Source organism: Kitasatospora sp. NPDC002551 (genome assembly GCF_040296005.1).
GTDB lineage: Bacteria > Actinomycetota > Actinomycetes > Streptomycetales > Streptomycetaceae > Kitasatospora.
Genome location: NZ_JBEOWI010000042.1, coordinates 1 through 26,010, shown reverse-complemented (window position 1 = coordinate 26,010; position 26,010 = coordinate 1). Strand labels below are relative to the sequence as shown.

Annotated in this window: 19 protein-coding genes and 1 pseudogene; 10 read left to right on the top strand and 10 right to left on the bottom strand. The window is 73.9% G+C overall.

The annotated features are described in order from the left end of the window. Nucleotides 1-19: 19 nt before the first annotated feature. From ABT093_RS29040 to ABT093_RS29010, 7 genes are all read right to left on the bottom strand, one after another. Nucleotides 20-1,144 carry a glycosyltransferase gene (locus ABT093_RS29040; protein ID WP_350569478.1) on the bottom strand — a complete coding sequence of 375 codons (1,125 nt, stop codon included), beginning with the start codon at nt 1,142-1,144 and terminating at the stop codon, nt 20-22. Then, nucleotides 1,141-2,094 carry a polysaccharide deacetylase family protein gene (locus ABT093_RS29035; protein WP_350569476.1) on the bottom strand — a complete coding sequence of 318 codons (954 nt, stop codon included), beginning with the start codon at nt 2,092-2,094 and terminating at the stop codon, nt 1,141-1,143. The genes ABT093_RS29040 and ABT093_RS29035 overlap by 4 nt, the downstream gene beginning before the upstream one ends. Continuing rightward, a complete protein-coding gene (locus ABT093_RS29030) occupies nt 2,084-3,817 on the bottom strand; it encodes a lipid II flippase MurJ (RefSeq protein WP_350569474.1) in 1,734 nt (577 codons plus the stop codon). The genes ABT093_RS29035 and ABT093_RS29030 overlap by 11 nt, the downstream gene beginning before the upstream one ends. Next, the gene (locus ABT093_RS29025; RefSeq protein ID WP_350569472.1) at nt 3,814-5,202 is read right to left on the bottom strand and encodes an O-antigen ligase family protein; all 1,389 of its coding nucleotides are present in this window, start codon (nt 5,200-5,202) and stop codon (nt 3,814-3,816) included. The genes ABT093_RS29030 and ABT093_RS29025 overlap by 4 nt, the downstream gene beginning before the upstream one ends. An 8-nt stretch (nt 5,203-5,210) precedes the next feature. Continuing rightward, nucleotides 5,211-6,734: an exopolysaccharide biosynthesis polyprenyl glycosylphosphotransferase gene (locus ABT093_RS29020; protein WP_350569470.1), complete on the bottom strand. Its 1,524-nt coding sequence runs from the start codon at nt 6,732-6,734 to the stop codon at nt 5,211-5,213. Between the two features lie 334 nt (nt 6,735-7,068). Continuing rightward, complete coding sequence (locus tag ABT093_RS29015; protein WP_350569468.1) at nt 7,069-8,223, bottom strand: glycosyltransferase; 1,155 nt, start codon at nt 8,221-8,223, stop codon at nt 7,069-7,071. A gap of 176 nt (nt 8,224-8,399) precedes the next feature. Continuing rightward, nucleotides 8,400-8,840 (bottom strand): SRPBCC family protein, encoded by a 441-nt coding sequence (locus ABT093_RS29010; RefSeq protein WP_350569467.1) that lies wholly within the window; start codon nt 8,838-8,840, stop codon nt 8,400-8,402. A 129-nt stretch (nt 8,841-8,969) separates the two neighbouring features. On the opposite strand from ABT093_RS29010, the gene ABT093_RS29005 reads away from it, so the two are divergent. Next, nucleotides 8,970-9,863, top strand: a complete 894-nt coding sequence (locus ABT093_RS29005; RefSeq protein WP_350569466.1) for a HipA family kinase — start codon at nt 8,970-8,972, stop codon at nt 9,861-9,863. 79 nt (nt 9,864-9,942) lie between these two features. Here the strand turns inward: ABT093_RS29005 and ABT093_RS29000 are convergent, their stop codons facing one another. The 3 genes from ABT093_RS29000 to ABT093_RS28990 all read right to left on the bottom strand — a co-directional run bounded on the left by ABT093_RS29000 (nt 9,943) and on the right by ABT093_RS28990 (nt 13,793). Then, nucleotides 9,943-11,433 carry a S8 family peptidase gene (locus ABT093_RS29000; RefSeq protein WP_350569465.1) on the bottom strand — a complete coding sequence of 497 codons (1,491 nt, stop codon included), beginning with the start codon at nt 11,431-11,433 and terminating at the stop codon, nt 9,943-9,945. A gap of 302 nt (nt 11,434-11,735) precedes the next feature. Then, nucleotides 11,736-12,329, bottom strand: coding sequence for a hypothetical protein (locus ABT093_RS28995; protein WP_350569463.1), 594 nt, complete (start codon nt 12,327-12,329; stop codon nt 11,736-11,738). A gap of 3 nt (nt 12,330-12,332) precedes the next feature. Continuing rightward, nucleotides 12,333-13,793 (bottom strand): type I glutamate--ammonia ligase, encoded by a 1,461-nt coding sequence (locus tag ABT093_RS28990; RefSeq protein WP_350569461.1) that lies wholly within the window; start codon nt 13,791-13,793, stop codon nt 12,333-12,335. 511 nt (nt 13,794-14,304) lie between these two features. Between ABT093_RS28990 and ABT093_RS28985 the strand changes: the two genes are divergently transcribed. The 9 genes and pseudogenes from ABT093_RS28985 to ABT093_RS28945 all read left to right on the top strand — a co-directional run bounded on the left by ABT093_RS28985 (nt 14,305) and on the right by ABT093_RS28945 (nt 25,912). After that, nucleotides 14,305-16,080: a 3-hydroxyacyl-CoA dehydrogenase family protein gene (locus ABT093_RS28985; RefSeq protein ID WP_350569459.1), complete on the top strand. Its 1,776-nt coding sequence runs from the start codon at nt 14,305-14,307 to the stop codon at nt 16,078-16,080. Nucleotides 16,081-16,259: 179 nt separating this feature from the next. Further along, a complete protein-coding gene (locus ABT093_RS28980; protein WP_350569458.1) occupies nt 16,260-17,165 on the top strand; it encodes a TetR family transcriptional regulator in 906 nt (301 codons plus the stop codon). A gap of 361 nt (nt 17,166-17,526) precedes the next feature. Next, nucleotides 17,527-18,861 (top strand): annotated as a pseudogene (gene ccrA / locus ABT093_RS28975) (crotonyl-CoA carboxylase/reductase); the annotation flags it as partial. 79 nt (nt 18,862-18,940) lie between these two features. Then, nucleotides 18,941-20,968: an ethylmalonyl-CoA mutase gene (locus ABT093_RS28970; RefSeq protein WP_350569457.1), complete on the top strand. Its 2,028-nt coding sequence runs from the start codon at nt 18,941-18,943 to the stop codon at nt 20,966-20,968. Between the two features lie 21 nt (nt 20,969-20,989). After that, entirely contained in the window at nt 20,990-21,997 is a 1,008-nt protein-coding gene (locus ABT093_RS28965; protein WP_350569456.1) for an HpcH/HpaI aldolase/citrate lyase family protein, read from the top strand. Nucleotides 21,998-22,033: 36 nt separating this feature from the next. Continuing rightward, nucleotides 22,034-22,537, top strand: coding sequence for a MaoC family dehydratase (locus ABT093_RS28960; protein WP_350569454.1), 504 nt, complete (start codon nt 22,034-22,036; stop codon nt 22,535-22,537). Between the two features lie 159 nt (nt 22,538-22,696). After that, a complete protein-coding gene (locus ABT093_RS28955) occupies nt 22,697-23,905 on the top strand; it encodes an acyl-CoA dehydrogenase family protein (RefSeq protein ID WP_350569452.1) in 1,209 nt (402 codons plus the stop codon). Between the two features lie 449 nt (nt 23,906-24,354). Further along, nucleotides 24,355-25,047, top strand: a complete 693-nt coding sequence (locus ABT093_RS28950) for a phosphatidylserine decarboxylase (protein ID WP_030398303.1) — start codon at nt 24,355-24,357, stop codon at nt 25,045-25,047. After that, a complete protein-coding gene (locus ABT093_RS28945) occupies nt 25,034-25,912 on the top strand; it encodes a CDP-alcohol phosphatidyltransferase family protein (RefSeq protein WP_502884341.1) in 879 nt (292 codons plus the stop codon). Before ABT093_RS28950 ends, ABT093_RS28945 begins: the two co-directional genes overlap by 14 nt. Nucleotides 25,913-26,010 lie beyond the last annotated feature (98 nt).

Here is a 26,010-nt window from a genome sequence, read left to right as displayed (position 1 = left end):
CTGCGGGGGTGCTGTCGGCTCAAACCCCGGCCAGCCGGTCGTAGAGGGCACCGAGGTCGGCGGCCACCCGGACGATGTCGTAGTGGCCGACCGCGGGGGGCCGGGGCAGCGGGTCGGTGGTGTGGCCGTCGAGGCGGCGCCGGTCGCGCAGGTCGCGCAGCGCGGCCGTGTAGGCGGCGGCCTCGGAGGGGATCCGGCGGGCCTGCGGGGCGGCGCCGGGCGGCAGTTCGTCCAGCGCCGGGCAGGCGCTGTGGCGCACCGGCAGGCCGGCCGCCAGCCCCTCCAGCACGCCGAGGCCGAAGGTCTCCTCGGCGGAGGGGGCGGCGAGCACGTCCAGGGCGGTGAGCAGGTCGGGCACGTCGTCGCGCTCGCCGGTGAGCACCAGGCGGTCGCGCACGCCGAGGGCGGCGGCCCGCCGCTCCAGGGCGGTCCGCTCGGGGCCCTCGCCGATCAGGACCAGGCGGGCCGCGCCGTCCAGCCCGGCCAGCGCCTCCAGCAGGACCGGGAAGCGCTTGCCCGGGACCAGCCGGCCGATCCCGCCGACCACCCAGCTCCCCGGTGGCAGGCCGAGTTCGGCGCGCACCCGGGCGCGGGTGGCGGCCCGGTCGGCGGACGGGCGCCGGTAGCGGGCGGCGTCGATGCCGTTGGGGATCAGCTCGACCCGGGCCGCCGGGACGCCCCAGGCGTGCAGGGTTCCGGCGACCTGCCGGGAGACCGCGACGGTGGTGGTGCCCAGACGTTCGGCGGCCAGGTAGAGGCCCTTGACGCCGCGGGTGACCGGGCGGCCCTCGATCACCCCGGCGTGCAGCGAGTGCTCGGTGGCGACCACCGCCCGCACCCCGGCCAGCCGGGCGGCCGCCCGGCCGTACAGTCCGGCCCGGTAGAGGTGGGTGTGCACCAGGTCGTAGCGCCCGGCCCGGATCCGGCCGGCCAGCCGGGGCAACGCGCCGACGTCCCGGTTGCCGCGCATGCCGAGGTGGTGGACGGTGACGCCCTCGGCGCGCAGCGCGGTGGCCACCGCACCGGGATTGGTCAGCGCGAGCACCTCGCAGTGCTGGTGGGCCGGCAGGTGGCGGAGCAGCAGCTGGAGCTGGCGCTCGGCTCCCCCGGAGGCGAGGCCGGTGACGATGTGGAGGATCCTCACTGCCCTCTCCGGCGGCGGTCGGCGCGCGCCGCCAGGCGCTGGCGGCGCAGCTCGGCGACGGTGTCGCGCAGCCGGTGGCGGCCGCGCTTGGCGCGCAGGCGCCAGGCGCCGTCGCGGTCGCCGACGTAGCAGCGCGGCAGCGCGTACCGGCCGGTGAGCGGGGAGTGCCCGATCGCGCAGGCGTAGTCGTAGCCGGCGTCCCGGACGGCCTGGGTGGCGGCCAGGTCGACCGCGCCGTAGGGGTAGCAGAAGCCGGTGACCGGCCCGTCGACCACCTCCTCCAGGACGCGGCGGCTCTCCCTGGTCTGGGCGGCGAGGACGTCGGCGGGCAGGCCGGTGAGCGCCTGGTGGCCGAGGCCGTGCGAGCCGATCTCCCAGCCCGCGGCGGCGAGGTCGGTGACCTCCTGGACGGTGAGCAGGGTCTTCCGGGGGCCCTCGGTGTCCCAGTCGTTGGCGCGGCCGAGCAGATCGGCGACCACGTACGCGGTGGCGGTGAAGCCGTACGCCTGGAGGATCGGCACGGCGTACCGGGCGAAGTCGGCGTAGCCGTCGTCGAAGGTGAGGCCGACCAGCCGGTCGGCCCGCCCGGCCGCCCGGGCCCGCATCAGCTCCCGCACCGAGACCCCGCGCCGGCCGCGCCGGTGCAGCCAGGCGATCTGCTCGGCGAACCGCTCGGGGCTGACGGTCAGCTGGTACGGGTCCTCCTTCTCGACGGCCACCGAGTGGTACATCAGGATCCACGGCGAGGTGGTCTCGGTGAGCGGCGCCTCGGGCAGCGGGCGCCGGCTTCTGGGCAGTTGCGCCGGTGGTCTGCGGATGGCGGAGCGCGGCGTACCGGTCCGTGACGCGTCGGTGCGCGGCAGGTCGGTGCGCCGGCCGACGGCCGCCGGGGCGGCGAGCCGGCGTGCGCCCGACGGGAACGACCGGACTGATCCCCGTTCAGCATCCATGGGGAGGCTTCCCTTCATCGGCGACAGGTGACGGGCCGGGGACCGGTCCCAGGACCCGCAGGGCGGCACGGACGGGGCCGCGGACCTCGCGGGCGCCCAGGCCGGTGCCCAGGGCGGCGAAGGCCAGCGCGACGGTGAGCCCGCCGAGCGCGGTGGAGAGCAGGGGGTCGGCGGCGAGGCCGGCGGCGGGCGTGCCGAGCGCGGCGGCGCCCGCGGCCGCGGCCAGCAGCCGGGCGTGGCCGCCGAGGACGCGGCGCAGCCGCAGCGGGATGCCGCGCAGGACCAGGCCGTGCAGCAGCAGCGCCGCGGTGGTGGTGATGCCGGCCGCGTTGCCGGCGGCCAGGCCGAGGGCGCCGAACCGGGGGGTGGCGAGCAGGCCGACGGTGACGGTGACGACCAGGCCGAGCGCCATGGCGGCGGCCGGGTACCAGTCGAGCAGCCGGCGTCCGCCGTCCTCGGGGCTGGGGTCGCCGGCCCGCCGGACCACCGGGCGCAGGGAGAAGTAGGGGCGGATCATCACGCCGATCAGCGCCTGGGCGAGCAGTCCGAAGCTGTAGACCCGGATGACGGCGGCGGTGGCGGCGGTGTCCCGGGGACCGAAGGCGCCGCGTTCGAAGAGCAGCTCGACCACCGAGGGGGCGCAGGCCATCAGGAAGGCGGTGCCGAGCAGGACGACCGCGGCCGCCTGGCCGAGGTCCTTCTCCACCCGGTCGCGGGCGGCGGTGACGTCCCCGGCGGCGAGCGCCCGGGCGACCAGCGGGAAGGTGACGGTGCAGATCAGGATCCCGGCCGTCATGGCGAGCTGGGAGACCTTGGCCGCGTAGTTGAGGTGCGAGATGGTGCCGGGCGGCAGCGCCGAGCCGAGGAACCGTTCGATGAAGACCTGGGCCTGGCGGGTGAGGGTGAACACGCCGACCGGCAGCAGGGCGAGCGGGATCAGCACCAGGGCGTTGCGGGAGCGCCGGGCGGCGCCGGGGCGGCCCGGGCCGGACCGCAGCCGGCGCAGGAACGGGCCGACCAGCAGGCCGGCCATCAGCAGGCTGCCGAAGGCCACCCCGATCGCGGCGGCGCGCACCCCCCACAGCGCGTGGCAGGTGAGCAGCACGCCGAGGATGCCGAGGTTGTAGGCGACGTAGATGCCGGCCGGGGCGGTGAACCGGTGGTGGGCGCGCAGGGCGGCGGCGAGGTAGCCGGCCACGCCGAACGGCAGCACGGTGATCGCGGTGATCCGGGTGCAGGTGACGGCGAGGTGCGGGTCGGCCAGGCCGGGGGCGAGCAGGCCGACGAGCCGGGGGGCGCCGAGCGCGGCCCCCAGCGAGAGGGTGGAGAGGGCGAGCAGCAGCCAGGGCAGGGTGGCGCGGACGAGCTGGCGCACCGGGTCGGGGCCGTCGGGGCGCTCCTCGCGGAGCACCAGGGCGAGCGCGAAGGCGGGCACCATGAGGAAGGACATGGCGTCCTCGATGAGCAGCGGCGCGGCGGTCTCGGGCACCGTCCAGGCGACCAGGAAGGCGTCGGTGCCCTGGTTGGCGCCGAAGTAGCGGGCGAGCAGGAGGTCGCGGAGCAGGCCGAGGGCGGAGCCGGCGGCGCTGAGGACGGCGGTGACGCCGAAGGCCCTGGCGAGGAAGCCGCGGCGCGGGCCGGCGGCGGGCGCGGCGGCGGGCGGTGCCTGCCGGGGGGCGGGCAGCGACGGGGAGCCGAGCGTGGTCGGCCGGTCGGTGGTCATGCGCCGGCTCCGGTTGTCGCCCGCTCGCCTCCGGGGCGCTCCGACCCGCTGCCCTTCGGCTCGGGGCGGGACGGGCGGGCCGGGCGGGTGGTCACGGGGCGGGCGGCGTGGGCGGCGAGGCCGAGGACGACCGAGGTCAGCACGGTGGTGGTGCCGCCGATGTCGGCGTAGAGGAAGTCGACCAGGACCCAGGTGAGCAGGGCGAGCGCGGCGAGGCCGGGGCCGCGGGCGGTGCGCAGGCAGCCGAGGAGCAGGCCGAGGAAGAGCAGGCCGTAGGCGGCGATGCCGAGGAGGCCCTGTTCGCTGAGCACCAGGAGGTACATGTTGTGCGGGGAGAGCAGCGGTTCGCGCTGGAAGCCGATGGTGGCGTCGGCGGCGTCGCTGCCGGAGGAGAGCCGCAACGGGGCGTGGCTGTCGCGCAGTTGCTGGAAGGCCTTGGGTCCGGCGCCGGAGACGGGGTGGTCCTGCCAGATCCGCCCGGCGGTGGCCCACAGGTCGTAGCGGTCGGAGACCGACTGGTCGGGGGCCTCGGAGACGGAGCCGATCGAGCTGAGCCGGGCGGTGACGCCGGAGCCGCCGAGGCCGAACCCGCCGACCAGGACGACGGCGGCGGCCGTGCCGAGCACCGCGCCACGGACGGCGAGCCGGGCGTCGGCGCGCAGCAGCAGGACGGCGGCGGCCGCGGCGGTGGCGATCCAGCTGCCGCGGCTGAAGGAGACGGCGAGCGGGAAGGCCAGGAAGGCGGCGGTGACGAACAGCGCCCGCCGCCACCGGGCGTCGCGCTCGCCGAGGCCCAGCGCCAGGGCGGCGAGCAGGCCGTAGCTGACGACGGTGGACATCGCCATGATGTCCAGGGCGCCGAAGGTGCCGACGGCGCGGATCGGACGGCCGGTGTAGGAGGCGCCGGTGCCGGTGAGGAACTGGTGGGCGCCGACCACGCCCTGGATCAGGGCGGCGGTCACGAACGAGCCGAGGACGAGCCGCTGGTCGGTGCGGTCGCGCAGGGAGCAGAGCACGGCGGCGGGCACGAGCACGAAGACCTGGGTGAGCCGGACGAAGCCGGTGAGGCTGGTCGCCGGGTCGATGGAGCCGAGGGTGGCGACCGCGGCGGCGAGCACGATCGCGCCGAACCGCACGGCGTCGGCGCGGCCGATCGCCGGGGTGCGCCCGCGCAGCAGGTTCACGGCGGTGAGCGCGACCAGGGCGAGCGAGGCGAGGTCGGCGGCCGTGACGTGGACGGCGGCGGCGACGTCCTTCTCCCCGGTGGGGACGCACACCAGCAGCACGGTGGCGGCGGCCGGCAGGCTGGGGCGTTCGTGGACGACGCGCCCCGCGCGCCGTAACAGCTCGGCGGGGCGCGGGGGTGCGGCGAGGGTCAGGGCCACGGCGTTGATCAGCTCCCGTCCGGGTGGAGCATGAGGGCCGCGGTGCGGCACAGGATCTTGACGTCCTGCCAGAGGCTCCAGCTCTCGATGTAGCGGTTGTCGAAGCGGGCCCGGTCCTCGATCGAGGTGTCCCCGCGCAGGCCGTTGACCTGGGCGAGGCCGGTGAGGCCGACCGGGACGCGGTGGCGGTCCGCGTACTCGGGGTAGGCCTGGCTGAACCGCATGACGAAGTAGGGGCGTTCGGGGCGCGGGCCGACCAGGCTCATGTCGCCGCGCAGCACGTTCCACAGCTGCGGGAGCTCGTCGAGGGAGCTGCGGCGCATCAGCCGGCCGACGGCGCCCATCCGGTGGTCCTGGGAGATGTTCCAGCGGGTGGCGGACTCGTGCTCGTTGCTCGGCCGCAGGGTGCGGAACTTGAGGACGGTGAAGACCCGGCCGTCGAGCCCGGTGCGCTGCTGGCGGAAGAGCACGCCGGGGCCGGTGTCGAAGCGGACGGCGAGCGCGCACAGGGCGAGGACGGGCGCGAGCAGCAGCAGGCCGATCGCGGCGGCGGTCACGTCCAGGGCCCGCTTGGCGGCCCAGCCGGGACGGCGCGTCGCGGCGCGGCCGACCCGCAGGCAGGGGAAGCCCCAGAGGTGGTCGGCGCCGGCCAGTCGTCCGGCGGCGAGCGAGCCGTACTCGCGCAGCGCGGGCACCAGCCAGACCTGGCAGCCGAGCCGGGCGGCGTCGCGGAGGGTGGCGGCGGTCTCGGCCTCGTCGGCGGCGCCGGCGGTGGCCACCACGTGGTGGACGCGGTGGCGGCGGATCTCGCGTTCCAGGACCTCGCGACCGCCGAGCACCGGCAGGTCGGTGTCGCCGGCGAGCAGCGGCGGGTCGGCGTCGAGGAAGCCGACCGGGCGCATCCCGTACTCGCCGCGCTCGCTGAGGGCGGCGGCGACCCGGCGGCCGAGCCGGCCGGCGCCGAGCACCAGGACCGGGCTGGGGCGGCTGCGGCGGATCCGGCGCACCAGGTGGTAGAGGAGGGCGCGGCCGAGGACGGCGAGCACCAGCTGGGTGCCGAGCAGGACGGTGAGCCGGGCCGGGGTGGCCGGGCCCGAGTCGGGCCAGCGGCCCTCCAGGCAGCCGGCGAGGCTGATCGCGAAGGCGGTGGCGACGACGGCCCGCGCGGTGAGGGCGGGCAGTTCGTCGAGCACGGAGAGGGTGAGCCGGGTGCGGTAGAGGCCGCCGGCCAGGTTGAGCAGGACCAGCAGGGGCAGCAGGGCGGCGACACCGAGCAGCGGTGCGACCCGCACGGCCGGGTCGAGGGCGCGGTTGGCGGTACCGGTGGCGGTGCACAGGGCGAGCGCGTCGACGGCGACCAGGGCGACGGGCAGTGCGAGCCGGGTGCGGACCGGGCGGCGGTGCCGGCGGGGCGGCGGGGCGGTGCGGGTCTGGGCGGACCGCGTCGGGCGGTCGAGCAGCCCGGTGGCGGGGCGGGGCGCTCCGGACAGGGGCCGGCCCGGCCGTGGCACGCTGTCGTGGTCAATGGTCATCGGCGGACGAACTCCCCTGCTGTGTGCCCGGGGTGACGGCGGTCCGGCACCGGTTGGCCCGGGGCGGCCGTCCCGGCCCGGTGAGTGCGGTCCTGACAGCTCCTGCTGCCGCTGACGGCATTCGGTTTTCCCGCGAATTCCCGGCGCGAAATCGAAACGAAGCAGGCAAACTCAGACGTTACCGAAAACCTGGTTGAATGCTGGAAGTTGACTTGCCGTTTCATTCCAGCCGCCCATTAATAGGTATTTCGGATTTAGCCCCCCACCCACAACCGGTGGAGGGTGCGAATACGTCGGCGCCTGAACGGCGGGGCATTCACGGCATGTGAAACGATCAGATCCGCTGCGGGACACGGGCCCGGCGCCGTCCGGGCACCGGCCCGGCGCCCAGCAGATCCCGATAGAGCGCGTCGACCTGTTCGACGACCGATCGAACGTCATGACGGGCCGCGGCGTGCTCGCGCAGCCGGGCACCGCGTCGCTCGCATTCGATCGGATCGGACAGCGCTTCGGCCATTCGGGTGATGAGCGCGGAGACGTCCTCGGAAGGCACCAGGGCGCCGGCGCGTTCGGACGGCGGCAGGCACTCGCGGGCCCCGGGCACGTCGGTCAGCAGCACCGGCCGGCCGGAGGCCATCGCCTCCAGCGGGGCCAGCGCCATGCCCTCCCAGCGCGAGGGCAGCACCACCAGATCGGCCGCGGCCAGCCAGGGCCGCGGGTCCGCGACGTCGCCGACCAGCCGGACCCGGGACGGCTCGGCGCCCTCCCGGACCACGGCGGCCAGCCGGGCCTCCTCCGGGCCGCCGCCGACCAGCGCCAGCCGGGCCGCCGGCACCCGGCGCCGCACCTCGGGCCAGGCGGCGAGCAGCACGTCCTGCCCCTTCTGGCGGCAGAGCCGGCCCACGCAGACCGCGAGCGGGGCGGCCGGCTCCAGGCCGAGCGCGATCCGGGCGGCCCGGCGGTCGGCGGGCGCGTAGTGGCGCACGTCCACACCGTTGGGCACCACCGCCCAGTCGGCGTGCAGCCCGGCGGCGACGCCGTCGGCCCGCTCCTGGACGGAGACGCAGAGCAGCCGGTGCGCCCAGCGGGTCGCGTACCGCTCCCAGCGCAGGGTGGCGGCGGCGAGCGCGCCGTCCACGGCGGCGAAGGACCAGGCGTGCGGCTGGAAGACGGTCGGCACCGCGCCGCGCACGGCCAGCCGGCCGGCCAGTCCGGCCTTGGCGCTGTGCAGATGGAGCACGTCGGGCCCGGCGGCCCGGACGATCCGGCGCAGCCGCCAGACCTCGGCGGCGGTGGCCGGGCCGGGCGAGCGCCGGGCCGGCCACTCCTGGACCAGCGCGCCGACGGCGGCGGCCTCCTCGGCGAGCCGGCCGCCGGGCGGACAGGCGACCAGCACCCGGTGGCCGGCCTCGCGCTGACCGCGGACCAGATCGACCACGACGCGGGCCACTCCGCCGTCGACGGGCTGCGAGATGTGAAGGATCGTCATATGCACAAGCGGCGAGCCTAGGCTGGCCGCGCGGCGCCCGGTGGCCGTCGTCACCCGCAGGTGGCGGGGCGTCCACCCGTACGGCACGCCGCTCGTACGGGTGGACGAACTCGTCGAATTCCTGGACGAGTTGAGGGTGAGGTCCGAAAGACCGGAACCCGGTGGTCCAGCGGGGCTCAGCGGACCTCGGCGGCCAGGTTGGCGAGCACCTGGTCGTGGATCCGGTTCAGGCCCTTGGGCGCGAAGGTGCGCTCGAAGAAGCCGCCGATACCGGTCGCGCCCTGCCAGGTGGCCGTGACGGTGACCTTCGTCCGGCCCTCGCCGGCCGCCGCGACGGTCCAGGTGATCACCATGCTGGAGTTGGCGTCCTTCTCCACCAGCTGGTCCGGGCGCGGCGCCGAGACGGTGAACAGGCAGTCGCGGATCCGCTTCTCGGTGGCCTGCAGCTTCCAGTGCACCTGGGTGCCGGCCCCGGCGCCGCCGACCCGGACCTCGTACTCGCTGTACTGCTCGGGCAGCAGCTTGGGGCGGGTCACCTGGTAGTCGGCCAGGGCCTCGTACACCCGCTCGGGGGCCGCGTCGTAGACCCGCTCGGTGGTGGCCTGCACCTGTCCCATGGTCGTGCTCTCCTTGTACGGTCGTCCGGCGCCGGATTGTCGTCCGGGTGATACCGGCAAGCCAATCACAGCGGACCCCGGACGGCGGGCGGCGCCCTCCCCGGCGGAGCGGACGTTAGGGTGGCGGATGTGCTCGAACAGGTGACAGCAGTGCGCTACGTCGACCCGCTGCGGGCCGGCGGTTCTGTGCCCGGTGTGGTGGAGACCGACGACCTGGGCACCTACGTGGTGAAGTTCAGCGGAGCCGCCCAGGGCCGCAAGGCGCTGGTGGCGGAGGTGATCGTCGGCGAGCTGGCCCGGCGGCTCGGCCTGCCGGTGCCCGAGCTGCGGCTGGTCGACTTCGACCCGGCGGTCGCCGACGGCGAGCCGGACCCCGAGATCCAGGAGATCCTGCGGGCCAGCCGCGGGCTCAACCTCGGCATGGACCTGCTGCCCGGCGCCCGCGACTTCCGGCCCGGCATGATCGAGGTCGACCCGGTCGAGGCCGGCCGGGTGGTCTGGCTGGACGCGCTCACCGGGAACGTCGACCGGACGGTGCACAACCCCAACCTCATGGTCTGGCACCGGAAGCTGTGGCTGATCGACAACGGCGCCGCACTGGTCTTCCACCACCGCTGGTCCGCCGCCGAGGCGTCCGTCGGCAAGCGGTACGACCTCAGCGCGCACGCCCTCGGCGGGTACCGCCCGGACGTCGCGCTGGCCGACGAGGAGCTCGGGCCGCTGGTCACCGTCGGGCTGCTGGAGGCGGTACTGGCGCTGGTACCGGACGCCTGGCTGGCCGACGAGCCGGGATTCGGCTCGGTCGGGGAACTGCGCCGGGCCTATGTGAACCACCTGGCGGCGCGGGCGGTGCTCTCCGCCGAGTGGCTGCCGGAGGGGTTCTCCACCCCGGAGCAGCTGCGCGAGGCGGAACGGCGGCGGGCGGCGCGGACCAGGGCGGGGCGGCCGGCCTGGCTGCGGGAGGTGCCGGACCTGCACGGCAAGCCGTCGGTGGAGACGGTCCGGGAGCACCACTTCGAGTGATCCGGGCACGCGAACGGGGGCGGGACTCGACGTCCCGCCCCCGTTCGGCGGCTCAGGGTGTCAGCCGGTCAGCCGTGGCTCACCGCCACCACTGGGCGGCCTTCTCGGCGTTGATGATGCCCGCGCCGTAGAAGCCGTTGTCGTCCACGCCGCCCTCGCAGGTGGCGGTCCACTCGCCGGCGCCGCCCGGGTTGTACGGGGCGGTCGGGCAGCCGTGCGACTCGGCCTGGTTGGTCAGCAGCTCGGTGAGCTCGTCCGCGTTGGCCCACGGGTGGGTGCTGGCGAGCAGGGCGAGCACGCCGGCGGCGTGCGGCGAGGCCATCGAAGTGCCCTGCATGTAGCCGTACTTGCCGCCCGGGATGGTGGACAGCACGCGGCCGTTCTGGTCCGGGGTGTTCGGGAGCTGGTAACGGCGGTCGCCACCGGGGGCGGCCACGGTGACCTTGTTCTTGCCGTAGCTGGAGTAGTACGCCTTCTCGCCGTTGACGCCCACCGAGGAGACCACGACGACGCCGTCCAGCTCGGTCGGCAGGTTCAGGCAGTCCTGGGTGATCGGGCGCTCACCGGGGGTGGTGTCGTCCGGGCTGGCGACGTCCTTGGTCTTGTGGGCCAGGTCGATGTTCTCGTTGCCGGCCGCGGCCACGTTGAGGACGCCCTTGCGCTGCGAGAACTCGACGGCGCGGCGGACGGCGGTGGTGATCGCCGCCTGGTCCGCGTCGTTCTGGCAGTTGAACATCCACGGGTCGACGAAGTAGCTGTTGTTCGTGATCTTGAACTTGTGCTCACCGGCCCAGACGAAGCCGCAGATCGCGTACTCCGGGTAGATGAAGCCGCCGTCGTCGACGACCTTCACCGCGGCGAGCTTGACGTTCGGGGCGATGCCCTCGATGCCCTTGCCGTTCTTGGCGGCGGCGATGCTGCCGGCCACGTGGGTGCCGTGGTCACCGTCGACGCCCGGCTGCCAGGCCTCCCAGGCGGTGTTCGGCTTGCCGCCGTCGATGCAGGAGACCGACTGCGAGGCGTCGATGTTGGCGGCGAGGTCCTCGTGGGTGCCGTCGATGCCGGAGTCCAGCACGCCGACGGTGACCTTGTCACTGCCCAGGGACAGCTTGTGGGCCTTGTCCACGCCGATCTGACGCATGTCCCACTGGTTGGCCCACAGGGGCTCCTCGCCGGCGGCGGCGGTACCGGTCGGGGCCGCGGCGACCTCGGCGACCCGGTCCTCGGAGGCGGTGATGCCCTTGGTCCGGCTGGCACCGACCGACTCGACGCCCTTGGCCTGCCGCAGCTTGGCGGCGAACCTGGTGTCGTTCGAGCGGGCGATCACCACGCCGATCTGCTCGTAGGAGTACACGACGGTGCCGCCGAGGGTCGTGATCGCCTTCTCGACCTTCTGCACCTGGCCGTGGTTGGCCTTGGTGTTGACGACGTAGCTGAGCAGCGGACCGGTCGTCGGCTCCGACCCGGAGGCCGCGACGGCGGTGCCGGACGGCAGCGCGAGGGCGCCGGCGGTGGCGAGCACGAGGCCCACTGCCGCGTACCGGGTCCGGCTGATCCGAGGAACACTCATAGGGGTTGGCCCTCCCGAGTCGTCATGCAGCAGCTGCGGTTGGCAGGTGCACTTGGAATGATCGGGACGCTAGTGAACAAGTGTTGCAATCCGCAAGAGGTAGTCATCTAATCGTCACAAATGGTCCACCCACGGAAGGTATGACTCCGCTCTTCCTGGGCAGGGCCGGGCGATCGGACGACCGCGGGAGCACACCGCGTCGGGAGCCACACCCTAGTCAGCGCGACCGAGGGGGGAACAGGAGTCCGGGGCGGCCGGAAGCGGCCAGTGGCGGATCGTCGCCAAGCGGCGGCGGCGGACGGTCAGAGCGCGTACAGTCGGCGGGCGTTGTCCGCCGCCACCCGGCGGGCCGGCCGCTCGGCGTCGGCCGCGGCGCACGCGCCGTCGGCGCGCCAGCCGTCCGGCAGGGCGCCCGGGCCGTGCCGGAACCGGGCCGCGCCGACCAGGTACGGCCCGGGCAGGCCGTAGGCGTCCGTGGAGAACGGCAACTTGCCGAACGGGACCGGCTCCAGCATCTCCCCGCGCACCGCCGCCGCGCGGGGGCCGACGTGGGAGGTGGTCAGACCGGGGGCGGTGTACCCCAGCGGGAAGGCCTGGGCCACCAGACAGGTGTCCGGGCCGGCGGCGGCCAGCAGCCGGCGGATGGCCTCCGGGGCGCCGAGTTCGCGCCGCCGGGCGAGGCACTCCGCGGCCGGGGCGTGCGCGGGCAGCCCGGGCGCGGGCGGGCACCAGCGGCGGACCGCCAGGCCCAGCGCGCCGTCGAACGGCGAGGCGCCCGGCGCGGGCGGACGGTCGGACTCGGTGAGCAGCCCCGCCGGCGCCTCGTCGGACAGCTCGGCCGTCGGCACGCCGTGGCAGTGGTGGTCGACCAGCGCCGGGACGTCCGGTGACGGCACCGGTCAGTACCGCCAGCGGGTGGCGGCGGCCAGTTCCTCGGGGGTGGCGTCGGCGTACTGCTCGCGCTCGGCCTCGCGGACGGCGAGCACGGCGCCGTGCAGCGGCTCGCCGAGTGCCTCGCGCAGCAGCGCGGAGCGGCGGAAGGCGGCGAGCGCCCCGGCGGGGCCGGAGGGCAGCCGGGGGACGGTGCCGGGCGCGGCCTGCGCCGGGTCGCCGGTGAACTCCGCCGGAAGCGCGAGGCGTTGGTCCAGCCCGGCGAGGCCGGCGGCGAGCACCCCGCCGACCGCCAGGTAGGGGTTGGCGGTGGCGTCGAAGCACTTGATCTCGGCGTTGGCGGCCGAGGCTCGCTCGCCGGTGGAGCCGGTGACCAGGCGCAGCGCGGCCTCCCGGTTCTCCAGGCCCCAGCACTGGTAGGCGCCGGCCCAGTGCGAGGGGACCAGCCGCAGATAGCTCGCCGGGCTGGAACAGCCGAGCACCAGCAGCTCGGGCAGCGCGCCGAGGACCCCGGCGAGGAAGCCCTCGGCCTCGGCGGTGAGGCCGTGCGGGCCCGGGCCGCCGTGGGCGAGGTTGTGGCCGTCCCGCCAGAGGCTGAGGTGGAGGTGGCCGCCGTTGCCGACCCCGCCGGCCTCGACCGCCGGGGCGAAGGAGACCCGCAGGCCGTGCCGGGCGGAGACGGCCCGCACGGTGTGCCGGATCAGCACCGAGGTGTCGGCGGCCTCGACCGGCCCCTCGGGGGCGACCGACACCTCGAACTGGCCGGCCGCGTACTCGGGGTGGATCTGGAGCACGGTCAGGCCCTGCTCGGTGAGGGCGCGGAGCACGTCGCGCAGGTAGTCGGAGAGCTCGGTGAGCCGCTGCATGCCGTAGGCCGGGCCCGCCGTCGGGTAGCGGGGCTCCTCCTGGGGCGGGCCGGCCAGCGCGACCACCCACTCGATCTCGATGCCGGCCTTCAGCGCCAGCCCGCGCTCGGCGGCGGCCGCGACCGTCCGGCGGGCGAAGAGCCGCTGGCAGCCCGGGTGCGGGGCGCCGCCCTGGGTGTAGCGGTCGCCCGGCGCCCAGGCCCAGCCCGGCTGGGCGGCGAGCGGGACGATCCGCTCGACGTCGGGGTAGAGCCGCAGGTCCCCGGTGGGGCCGCCGATCAGCGGGCTGGTGACGATGGTGTCGTCGGCGAGGAAGACGTCGAAGCAGGGGGCGGCGCCCACCCCCCACTGGGCGGCGTGCACCAGGCCGCCGAGCGGAACGGCCTTGACCCGGGCGATGCCGGCGTTGTCCACCCAGGTGACGGCGACGGCCTCGGCCCCGGCGGTGCGCAGCCGGTCGACCGCTGCCTGGGCGCGCTCCCCGCGCTCGGCCCGGTCGGCCCGGGGCGGCGGCACGGCGTCGCCCTCGGCCTGCCCGGCCGCCCCGGGGGTGGACCCGGAGGGGGGCTCGGGGCGGTCCGTGGCCACGGTTCCAGTGCTCATGGCCCCATGCTCCCCCGCCCCGTGGGGGCGCGTAACTCCCCTATCGGGTGGTCCGAACGGACGTCCGTCCACCGCCGTCCCCCGCGCGGGTGATCGCCCGCCGGTGAGCGGCGGAGAAACAGCGCCCGGCCCCCTTCCTACCGGCGAGTAGCTTCGCTACAGTGTCGGCACGCACCACCGTCGGGCTTCGGGAGCCGCACCGACGGGGGCGCCGTCCGCCGCGCGGGACTCGCGCGGAGCGGGCGGCGTGTGGCGGTGCTTTCGTTCACCGGCCGGTGCCGCGGATCGCGGCCGCGGCCGGGGCATCTCTCCTCCGAGTTCAGCGTGTGTTCAGAACCGCTTCCTCACGCGAGCGCCTGAGTACCACGGCACACCCCCAGCATGTCCGGAGCGGACCGGCGGCTGCGCGGTGGCCGCAACCGTCATCCCCCCGCCCCCGCGCGCGGACCCTCCTCCGGGGGCGCGCCCTCCGGAGCGCGCGCGGGCCTTCCATGACAAGGAGTCAGGACTGATGGAGCGTCCCTTCCCCACGGTGGCCGTGGTCGGCCTCGGCACGATGGGTGCCGGCGTCGCGGTCGCGGTCGCCGGCACCGGCCGCCGGGTCATCGGCATCGAGGCCGACGCCGCCTCGGCCGCCCGGGCGCTGGCCCGGATCGAGCAGGCGACCGCGCACGCGGTGACCCGAGGGCGGCTCACCGCCGAGGAGCGGACCGGGCTGCTCGCCCGGATCGCCGTCGGCCACGCGCTGGACGCCGCCGCCGGGGCCGACCTCGTGATCGAGGAGGTCCCCGAGCAGCTGGAGCTGAAGCGGGAGGTCTTCGCCGAGCTGGACCGGATCTGCCCGGCCTCGACCGTGCTCGCCACCGGCACCACCGCGCTGTCGGTGACCCGGATCGCCGCCGCCACCGCCCGCCCCGACCGGGTGCTCGGCCTGCACTTCTTCAACCCCGTGCACACCATGAAGCTGGTCGAGGTGGTGCGCACCGTGCTCACCGCCCCGCAGGTGGCCGAGGAGGCCGCGGCCTTCGCCCGGGACCTCGGCAAGGAGCCGGTGGCGGCCGGCGACCGGGCCGGTTTCGTGGTCAACGGCCTGCTCTTCGCGTACCTCAACCAGGCCGCCGCGATGTACGAGTCCAAGTACGCCACCCGGGAGGACATCGACGCCGCGATGCGGCTCGGCTGCGGCCTGCCGATGGGCCCGCTGGCGCTGCTCGACCTGATCGGCGTGGACACCGCCCGCACCGTCCTGGAGGCGATGTACGAGCAGTCCAGGGACCGGCTGCACGCGCCCGCGCCGATCCTCGGCCAGCTGGTCGCGGCCGGGCTGCTGGGCCGCAAGACCGGCCGCGGCTTCTACACCTACGAGGCGCCCGGCTCCTCGAAGGCGGTCGACGCGGTCACCGGCCCGGCGCGGCCGGAGGCCCCCGGCCGTCCGGTGCGCAGCGTCGGCGTCTGCGGCTCGGGCACCATGGCCACCGGCATCGTCGAGGTGTTCGCCAAGGCCGGCTACCCGGTCATGCTGGCCGCGCGCAGCCTGGAGAAGGCCGAGCGGGCCAAGGCGCGGCTGGCGAAGTCCCTGGAGCGCTCGGTGGCCAAGGGCCGGCTGAGCGGGGAGCAGCGGGACGCCGCGCTGGCACTGGTCACGCCGGTCGGGCAGTACGGCGAGCTGGCCGAGGTGGACCTGGTGGTCGAGGCGGTCGCCGAGGACCTCGCGGTCAAGCGCGAGCTGTTCACCGCCCTGGACGCGATCGTCAAGCCGGGCGCGGTGCTGGCCACCACCACCTCCTCGCTGCCGGTGATCAGCTGCGCCTCGGCCACCACCCGGCCGCAGGACGTCATCGGCATGCACTTCTTCAACCCGGCGCCGGCGATGCGGCTGGTCGAGGTGGTCTCCACGGTGCTGACCGCGCCGGACGTCACGGCGACCGTGCTGGAGCTGTGCGCCTCGGTGCGCAAGCACCCGGTGGAGTGCGGGGACCGGGCCGGGTTCATCGTCAACGCGCTGCTCTTCCCCTACCTGAACGACGCGGTGCGGATGCTCCAGGAGCACTACGCGACGGTGGACGACATCGACACCGCGATGAAGCTCGGCTGCGGGTACCCGATGGGCCCGTTCGAGCTGCTGGACGTGGTCGGCCTGGACGTCTCGCTGACCATCGAGCAGGTGCTGCACCAGGAGTTCCGCGAGCCGGGTCTGGCGGCGGCGCCGCTGCTGGAGCACCTGGTGGCGGCGGGCTGCCTGGGCCGCAAGACCGGCCGCGGCTTCCGCGACCACGCGCGCCGGTGACCACGCCGCCGCCCCACGGGGGGCAGCCCGGCCGGCCGCCGTTCCGCCAGGAGCGGGCCGGCTGGGGGCCGGGCGCGGTCTCGGCGCACTGGCCCAGACCCGCGGTGAGCGGCCCGGTCGCCCCGGTGCGCCGGGCCAGGCCCGCCGGCGCGTCGCCGGGGACGTGTAGCGTTCCGGGCATGGATCGGGTTCAGTCAGTCTCCCCGCAGCAATCCGCGCCGGCACGCGACGGCCGACCGGCCGGGACCGGCCAGGACGGGGCCCCGGGCAGCCGCCGGGCGGCGGCGCAGCGCCAGCAGATGCGCCAGGACCTGGCCACCGCCGCCATGGAGCTGTTCGCCTCGCAGGGCTACGAGGAGACCACGGTCGACCAGATCGCGGCGGCCGCCGGGGTGGCCCGGCGGACCTTCTTCCGGTACTTCCGGTCCAAGGAGGAGGCGATCTTCCCGGACCACGACGACACCCTGGTCCGGGTGGCCGACCTGCTGGCCAGCGCCGAGCCCGAGGAGCACCCGCTGGACGTGGTCTGCCGGGGCATCAAGGAGGTGCTGCGGATGTACGCCTCCACGCCCGGGGTCTCGGTCGCCCGCTACCAGTTGATCCGTCAGGTGCCCGCGCTGCGCGAGCGGGAGATCGCCGTGGTGGCCCGGTACGAGCGGCTGTTCACCCGTTACCTGCTGGGCCGCTTCGACACCGCCGGGGAGATCCCCTCGGGCTGGCAGCGGGCCGGCGAGGACGACTCGATGCTGGCCGAGGTGTCGGCGGCGGCCGTGGTCGCGGCCCACAACCACGTGCTGCGGCGCTGGCTGCGGGCCGGCGGGCGGGGCGACGTCGAGGCGCAGCTGGACCACTCCTTCGAGGTGATCCGGCGGACCTTCTGGGCGTCCAGCGAGCCGGGGGCGCGGCGGCGCGGTGCCGTAGTGGCACCCGGTGCCAGTGTGACCGACGGGGAGCCCGCGACGGCGAGCGCACTGAGTGCCACCCCCGGAGGTGAGGTGCTCATCACAGTCGCCCGTACGGACGCTCCGCTGGACGTCGTGGTGGAGGCCGTACGGGCCGCCCTGGAGGGCGCCAAGCAGGCCTGAGCGCAGGCGTTTTCGCAGGTCACCGCAGTTTCGAGGGCCCGTGCCGAGGGATCGGCACGGGCCCTTTCGTCACCTCGGAACGGCCCTGCCACGGGCTCCGGAACCGGCCGGAATTGCTGGCACGCCGTGTCTTTACGAGTGGCACAGGGTGCCACTACCTTGTTACCCACCAGTCGCGGCGCCGCGGCTCCCCACCTCGGCGCGCCGTCGTACCGGCGTTCCCCCAACCCCGGGAGCGACCCACCGCAGTGCCAGGCCCACCAGCCGCCCACCCACCACCCCGTTCAGCGAAGCCGGTGTCCGCTCCCGGCTCCCCCAGACGCCCTGTGCCCTCGACACAGGTACGCCTTCGGAGGCAGCCATGAAGGAAATCCTCGACGCGATCCTCAGCTCCGACAGCACCTCGGCGGACTTCGCCAACGTGAAGCTGCCGGAGTCCTACCGGGCCGTGACGCTCCACAAGGACGAGGAGCAGATGTTCGCCGGCCTCGACAGCCGCGACAAGGACCCCCGCAAGTCCCTCCACCTCGACGAGGTCCCGCTGCCCGAACTGGGCCCGGGGGAGGCCCTGGTCGCCGTCATGGCGAGCGCCGTGAACTACAACACCGTGTGGAGCTCGATCTTCGAACCGGTCTCCACCTTCGGCTTCCTGGAGCGCTACGGCCGGCTCTCCCCGCTCACCAGGCGCCACGACCTGCCGTACCACGTCGTCGGCTCCGACCTGGCCGGCGTGGTGCTGCGCACCGGCGCCGGGGTCAACGCCTGGAAGCCGGGCGACGAGGTGGTCGCGCACTGCCTGTCCGTCGAGCTGGAGTCCTCCGACGGCCACAACGACACGATGATGGACCCGGAGCAGCGGATCTGGGGCTTCGAGACCAACTTCGGCGGCCTGGCCCAGCTGGCCCTGGTGAAGACCAACCAGCTGATGCCCAAGCCCGCCCACCTGACCTGGGAGGAGGCCGCCTCCCCCGGCCTGGTCAACTCCACCGCCTACCGCCAGCTGGTCTCGCGCAACGGCGCCGGCATGAAGCAGGGCGACAACGTGCTGATCTGGGGCGCCAGCGGCGGCCTCGGCTCCTACGCCACCCAGTACGCGCTGGCCGGCGGCGCCACCCCGATCTGCGTCGTCTCCAGCCCGCAGAAGGCCGAGCTCTGCCGGGCGATGGGCGCCGAGGCGATCATCGACCGCTCCGCCGAGGGCTACCGGTTCTGGAAGGACGAGCAGAACCAGGACCCGCGCGAGTGGAAGCGGTTCGGCGGGCGGATCCGCGAGCTGACCGGCGGCGAGGACGTCGACATCGTCTTCGAGCACCCCGGCCGGGAGACCTTCGGCGCCAGCGTCTACGTCACCCGCAAGGGCGGCACCATCGTCACCTGCGCCTCCACCTCCGGCTACATGCACCAGTACGACAACCGCTACCTGTGGATGTCGCTCAAGCGCATCGTCGGCTCGCACTTCGCCAACTACCGCGAGGCCTGGGAGGCCAACCGGCTGATCGCCAAGGGCAAGATCCACCCGACCGTCTCCAAGGTGTACTCGCTGGAGCAGACCGGCCAGGCCGCGCTGGACGTGCACCACAACAAGCACCAGGGCAAGGTCGGCGTGCTCTGCCTGTCCCCCGAGGAGGGCCTGGGCGTGCGCGACGCCGAGCTGCGCGCCAAGCACCTGCCGGCGATCAACCTGTTCCGTGAGCTCGACGAGCGGACCGTCCAGCACAGCCGTGAGCTCGACGAGCGGACCGTCCAGCCCGGCCGGAACATCTGAGGACGATCCGATGAGCGACCAGAAGCGCGACCGCCCCTGGCTGATGCGCACCTACGCCGGGCACTCCACGGCCGAGGATTCCAACGCGCTGTACCGGCGGAACCTGGCCAAGGGTCAGACCGGCCTGTCCGTGGCGTTCGACCTGCCGACCCAGACCGGCTACGACTCCGACCACGTCCTCGCCCGCGGCGAGGTCGGCCGGGTCGGCGTGCCGGTCGGCCACGTCGGCGACATGCGGACCCTGTTCGACGGCATCCCGCTCGAACAGACCAACACCTCCATGACCATCAACGCCACCGCGATGTGGCTGCTGGCGCTCTACCAGGTGGTCGCCGAGGAGCAGGGCGCCGACATCGCCAGGCTCACCGGCACCACCCAGAACGACATCGTCAAGGAGTACCTGTCGCGCGGGACGCACGTCTTCCCGCCCGGCCCCTCGGTGCGCCTGATCACCGACATGATCGCCTACACGGTCGGGAACATCCCGAAGTGGAACCCGATCAACATCTGCAGCTACCACCTCCAGGAGGCCGGGGCCACCCCGGTCCAGGAGATCGCCTACGCGATGTGCACGGCGATCGAGGTGCTGGACGCCGTCCGCGACTCCGGCCAGGTGCCGGCCGAGCGGATGGGCGAGGTCGTCGCCCGGATCTCCTTCTTCGTCAACGCCGGCGTGCGGTTCGTCGAGGAGATGTGCAAGATGCGGGCCTTCGGCCGGCTCTGGGAGAAGGTCACCCGCGAGCGGTACGGCATCGAGGACCCCCGGCAGCGCCGGTTCCGCTACGGCGTCCAGGTCAACTCGCTCGGCCTGACCGAGGCGCAGCCGGAGAACAACGTCCAGCGGATCGTGCTGGAGATGCTCGCCGTCACCCTCTCCAAGGACGCCCGCGCCCGCGCCGTCCAGCTGCCCGCCTGGAACGAGGCGCTCGGCCTGCCCCGCCCCTGGGACCAGCAGTGGTCGCTGCGGATCCAGCAGGTGCTCGCCTACGAGTCCGACCTGCTGGAGTACGGGGACCTCTTCAACGGCTCCGAGGTCGTCGAGGCCAAGACCGCCGAGCTGCTGGCCGGCGCCGAGGCCGAGATCGCCAAGGTACTGGGGATGGGCGGGGTCATCCCGGCCGTCGAGTCCGGCTACCTGAAGTCCAACCTGGTCGCCTCGCACGCCGCCCGCCGGGCCCGGATCGAGTCCGGCGAGGACCGGATCGTCGGGGTGAACTGCTTCGACACCACCGAGGAGAGCCCGCTCACGGCCGACCTCGACACCGCGATCATGGTCGTCGACCCGGCCTCCGAGCAGTCCGTGCTGAACGCCCTGGAGGCCTGGCGCGGGCAGCGCGACGAGGCCGCCGCGCTGCGCGCCCTGGAGGAGCTCAAGGCCGTCGCCGCGACCACCGCGAACCTGGTACCGGCCACCCTCGCCTGCGCCCGCGCCGGGGTCACCACCGGCGAGTGGGCCTTCGCCCTGCGCGAGGTGTTCGGCGAGTACCGCGCGCCCACCGGCGTCGGCGGCGCCCCGGTCGCGGTGGCGGCCGAGCCCGGCGGCGAGCTGGCCGCGGTCCGCGAGGCCGTCGCCGCGACCGCCGCCGAGCTGGGCACCGGCAAGCTGCGCCTGCTGGTCGGCAAGCCCGGCCTGGACGGGCACTCCAACGGCGCCGAGCAGATCGCCGTCCGGGCCCGCGACGCCGGGTTCGAGGTGGTCTACCAGGGCATCCGGCTCACCCCCGAGCAGATCGTCTCGGCCGCCGTCGCCGAGGACGTCCACTGCGTGGGCCTGTCGATCCTCTCCGGCGCGCACTCCGAGCTGGTCCCGGACGTGCTGCACCGGCTGCGCCGGGCCGGGGTGGAGGATGTCCCGGTGATCGTGGGTGGCATCATCCCGGCAGCGGACGGCGAGGTCCTCAGGGCCGCCGGCGTCGCCGCCGTGTTCACCCCGAAGGACTTCGGCATCACGACCATCATCGGCCGGATCGTGGACGAGATCCGGCTGGCCAACAGGCTCCAGCCCTGGACGCCCGCCCCGGCCACGACGACCAGCTGACCCGGAAGGAACCACCCGCTCATGTCCCACCCGTCGCCCGCCACCACCCTTCTTTCGAGCGGCTCCGCCGCGACCCCCGACCGCCTGCGCCCGCGCCGCTCCTGCCTCGCCGTCCCCGGCAGCAACCCGCGCTTCCTGGAGAAGGCCCAGGGCCTGCCCGCCGACCAGGTCTTCCTCGACCTGGAGGACGCCTGCGCCCCGCTGGTGAAGGAGAGCGCCCGGCACAGCATCGTCGACGCGCTGAACAACGGCGACTGGGGCGGCAAGACCCGCGTCGTGCGGGTCAACGACTGGACCACCCACTGGACCTACCGCGACGTGATCACCGTCGTCGAGGGCGCCGGCCCGAACCTCGACTGCATCATGCTGCCCAAGGTCCAGGACGCCGAGCAGGTCAAGGCGCTCGACCTGCTGCTCACCCAGATCGAGAAGACCATGGGCTTCGAGGTCGGCCGGATCGGCATCGAGGCGCAGATCGAGAACGCCAAGGGCCTGATCAACGTCGACGCGATCGCCCAGGCCTCGCCCCGGCTGGAGACCGTCATCTTCGGCCCGGCCGACTTCATGGCCTCGATCAACATGAAGTCCCTGGTGGTCGGCGAGCAGCCGCCCGGCTACCCGGCCGACGCCTACCACTACATCCTGATGCGCATCCTGATGGCCGCCCGCGCCAACGACCTCCAGGCGATCGACGGCCCCTACCTGCAGATCCGCAACCAGGAGGGCTACCGCGAGGTGGCCGGCCGCGCCGCCGCGCTGGGCTTCGACGGCAAGTGGGTGCTGCACCCGGACCAGGTCGCCGCCGCCAACGAGATCTTCTCGCCCTCCCAGGAGGACTACGACCACGCCGAGCTGATCCTCGACGCCTACGACTGGTGCACCTCCGAGGCCGGCGGCTTCAAGGGCTCCGCGATGCTCGGCGACGAGATGATCGACGAGGCCAGCCGCAAGATGGCGCTGGTCGTCTCCGGCAAGGGCCGCGCCGCCGGTCTGCAGCGCACCTCCAAGTTCGAGCCCCCGCAGGCCTGAGCACCGCCCTCCCGAGACCCCAGAGGAACCAGCCACATGCAGTTCGGACGCACCTACGAGGAGTTCGAGGTCGGCGCGGTGTACAAGCACTGGCCCGGCAAGACGGTCACCGAGTACGACGACCACCTCTTCTGCCTCCTCACCATGAACCACCACCCGCTCCACCTGGACACCAACTACGCGGAGCGGACCACCGACTTCGGCCGCAACGTGGTGGTGGGCAACTACGTCTACTCGCTGCTGCTCGGCATGTCCGTGCCGGACGTCTCCGGCAAGGCGATCGCCAACCTGGAGATCGAGTCGCTGCGGCACGTCGCGCCGACCTTCCACGGCGACACGATCTACGGCGAGACCACCGTGCTCGACAAGTGGCCGTCCAAGTCCAAGGACGACCGCGGCATCGTGTACGTCGAGACCAAGGGCTACAAGCAGGACGGCACGGTCGTCTGCGTCTTCCGCCGCAAGGTGATGGTGCCGACCGCGACCTACATCGAGGCGCGCGGCGGCGAGCAGCCCGGCCGCCCCGCCCCGCTCGGCTGAGCCCGGCTCCTCCCCCAGAGCCCCGGACGGGCCGGCCGCCGTCATCGGCCGAGCCCCACCCGGTTCACGGGGGCTCCGCGGAAGCCACGCCCGCGGAGCCCCCGTCCACTCCTTCTCCCCCCTCTCCTCTTTTCCCCCAGGCATGACAGGAGCCGCACGATGGGACGCCTCGCACAGACCGACGGCCTCACCGAGATCCAGCGGGACATCCTCGCCACCGTGCGCGAGTTCGTCGACAAGGAGATCATCCCGGTCGCGACCGAGCTGGAGCACAAGGACGAGTACCCGACCGCGATCGTCGAGGGCATGAAGCAGCTCGGCCTGTTCGGCCTGACCATCCCCGAGGAGTACGGCGGCCTCGGCGAGTCGCTGCTCACCTACGCCCTGGTGGTGGAGGAGATCGCCCGCGGCTGGATGTCCGTCTCGGGCATCGTCAACACCCACTTCATCGTGGCGCACATGATCAACGCGCACGGCACCCAGGAGCAGAAGGACCACTTCCTGCCGAAGATGGCCGCCGGCGAGATCCGCGGCGCCTTCTCGATGTCCGAGCCGGGTCTGGGCTCCGACGTCGCCGCGATCAGCACCAAGGGCGTCAAGGAGGAGGGCGGCGAGTTCTACGTCCTCAACGGCCAGAAGATGTGGCTGACCAACGGCGGCACCTCCACCCTGGTCGCGGTGCTCTGCAAGACCGACGAGGGCGGCTCCACCCCCTACAAGAACATGACCACCTTCCTGATCGAGAAGACGCCGGGCTTCGGGCCGAACCCGACCGTCCCGGGCCTCACCGTGCCCGGCAAGATCGAGAAGATGGGCTACAAGGGCGTCGACACCACCGAGCTGGTCCTCCAGGACGTCCGCGTCCCGGCGAACCGGATCCTCGGCGGCGTGCCCGGCCGCGGCTTCTACCAGATGATGGACGGCGTCGAGGTCGGCCGGGTCAACGTGGCCGCGCGCGGCTGCGGCGTCGCCCGCCGGGCCTTCGAGCTGGGCATCGCCTACGCCCAGCAGCGCACCACCTTCGGCAAGAGGATCGCCGAGCACCAGGCGATCCAGTTCAAGCTCGCCGAGATGGCCACCAAGGTCGAGGCCGCCCACCAGATGATGGTCATGGCGGCCCGCAAGAAGGACGGCGGCGAGCGCAACGACCTGGAGGCGGGCATGGCCAAGTACCTGGCCTCCGAGTACTGCAAGGAGGTCGTCGAGGACTCCTTCCGCATCCACGGCGGCTACGGCTTCTCCAAGGAGTACGAGATCGAGCGGCTCTACCGGGAGGCCCCGATGCTGCTGATCGGTGAAGGTACTGCGGAGATCCAGAAGATGATCGTCGGGCGCCGGCTGCTGGAGGAGTACCGCATCGCGGAGTGATCCCGGGGCCGCCGAAGCCGCCGGTCGACGGGCGTGCGGGCCCGTCCCGGCACCGTGCCGTGCCCGCCACCCGGGTGCCTGGTCCGCACCGGGTCGGGCACGGCCCACCGAAGCGGCCGCAGGGCGTACAGCTGCTGTCACGCGCCCTGCGGCCGCTTCGGCCTACCGGTTCCACGCCCTCGACGGGCAGCTCCCGATGGGCCACTCGGGCATGGTTGAGACAAGAGTCACCAGCTTCGCCCGGTCCCTTGGGAACCGGAGCGGGGCGAGCTACGGTCGTAGCAAGGGGACGCACCTGCGTCTCCGGCAGGTCACATGACGAGCAGGCGGGTTGCCCACCCACCGTCTGCTCCCGATAGCATCCACCGGGACAGCAGACGTCCCTCTATTACCCGATCCCGCGGTGGCCCCCGTCCAGCGGCCATGATCCCCCGCGACAAAGGTCTTCGATGCCCATCAGCCCGTCCCCTCACACCTCCGTCACGGACCGCGATGCCCTCGCAGCCACGACGGCCGGTCGGCGACCCCGCGTGACCATCGCGCGCGGAGCCACCCCCTGGTTCGTCCCCACCCTCGCCACGGCCGCCGTGACCACCGCCCTCACCCGGCGCAGTGGCAAGTGGGCCCTGGCTGCGGTACCCGCCTGCGCGCTCGGCGCCGGCATGCTGTGGTTCTTCCGCGACCCCGAGCGTGAGATCGGCACGGGCAGAGTGATCTCCCCCGCCGACGGCGTGGTCCAGAGCATCGACGCGTGGCCGGACGGCCGGACCCGCGTGGCGATCTTCATGAGCCCGCTCAACGTCCACGTGAACCGGGCCCCGCTGCCCGGCACCGTGACCTCCGTCGAGCACGTGCCCGGTGGCTTCGTGCCCGCGTTCAACAAGGACAGCGACCAGAACGAGCGGGTCGTCTGGCACTTCGACACCGAGCTCGGCGACATCGAGATGGTGCAGATCGCGGGCGCCGTGGCGCGCCGCATCGTGCCGTACGTGGACGCCGGTACCAAGGTCGAGCAGGGCGAGCGGATCGGTCTGATCCGGTTCGGGTCCCGGGTCGACACCTACCTGCCGGCCGGCGTCGAGGTCGGCGTCGAGGTCGGCCAGAAGACCACCGCCGGGGTGACGCGCCTTGACCGTGACTGATCCTGAGACGATCGTCGGCCTGGACGACGAGGAGGCGGTCCTGCGCCGCCGCCGCTGGGCACGCGACCGCGAGCTTCGCGCGCCGCGCTCGCCGCAGCACCTGTCGACCGCCGACTTCCTGACCCTGGGGAACGCCGTCTGCGGCTTCCTGGCGATCTACTCGATCACCACCGGGGTGCTCGTCCCGCACATCACCAACCCGGACGCCGCGCCGGACAAGCACAGCGCCGCCACCGCGGTGACGCTGCTGCTGATCGGCTCGATGTGCGACCTGTTCGACGGGCTGGTGGCGCGCAAGCTGCGCTCCTCCGCGCTCGGGGCCGAGCTCGACAACCTGGCCGACCTGATCAGCTTCGGCATCGCGCCGGCCTACTTCGTCGCGGTCTGGGGCATGGTCTCGCCGGGCTCCAACAGCCGCCTCTCGGCGCTGATCGCGCTGACCGTGCTGCTCGCGGTGGTCCTGCGGCTCGCCCGCTTCTCCGCCGTGAAGATGCGGCCCGGGGTGTTCCAGGGCATGCCCTGCCCGATGGGCGCCATGACGGTGATCGCGATCGTGCTGCTCGACCCGCCGTTCCTGCCCGGTCTGCTCGCCATCTTCGGCGCGGCGTACCTGATGGTCAGCCGGATCGAGTACCCCAAGCCGCAGGGGCTGCTGGCCACCGCCACGCTCTGCTGGATCGTCGTCTCGATCGGCTGCCTGGCGGCCTGGGCGACCGGTCTGCCGGGCGGCGACAACCTGCTGCACATCGGCGCGTTCGCGCAGATCGCGCTCGCCGCGATGGCGCCGCTGCTGGTCATCCGCCGCAAGGTGGGGCAGAAGGTCGGCGACGTCCGGGCGCGCCGCGCGGAGTCGCGGATCGGCTGACGCCCCTCGCGCGGGCCGACGAGGGCACGCTTTCGCGTACCGGGACCCTGGCGCTGGTCGAGCAGACCCTGCCCGCCGAGGACGGGCGCACCGTCGGC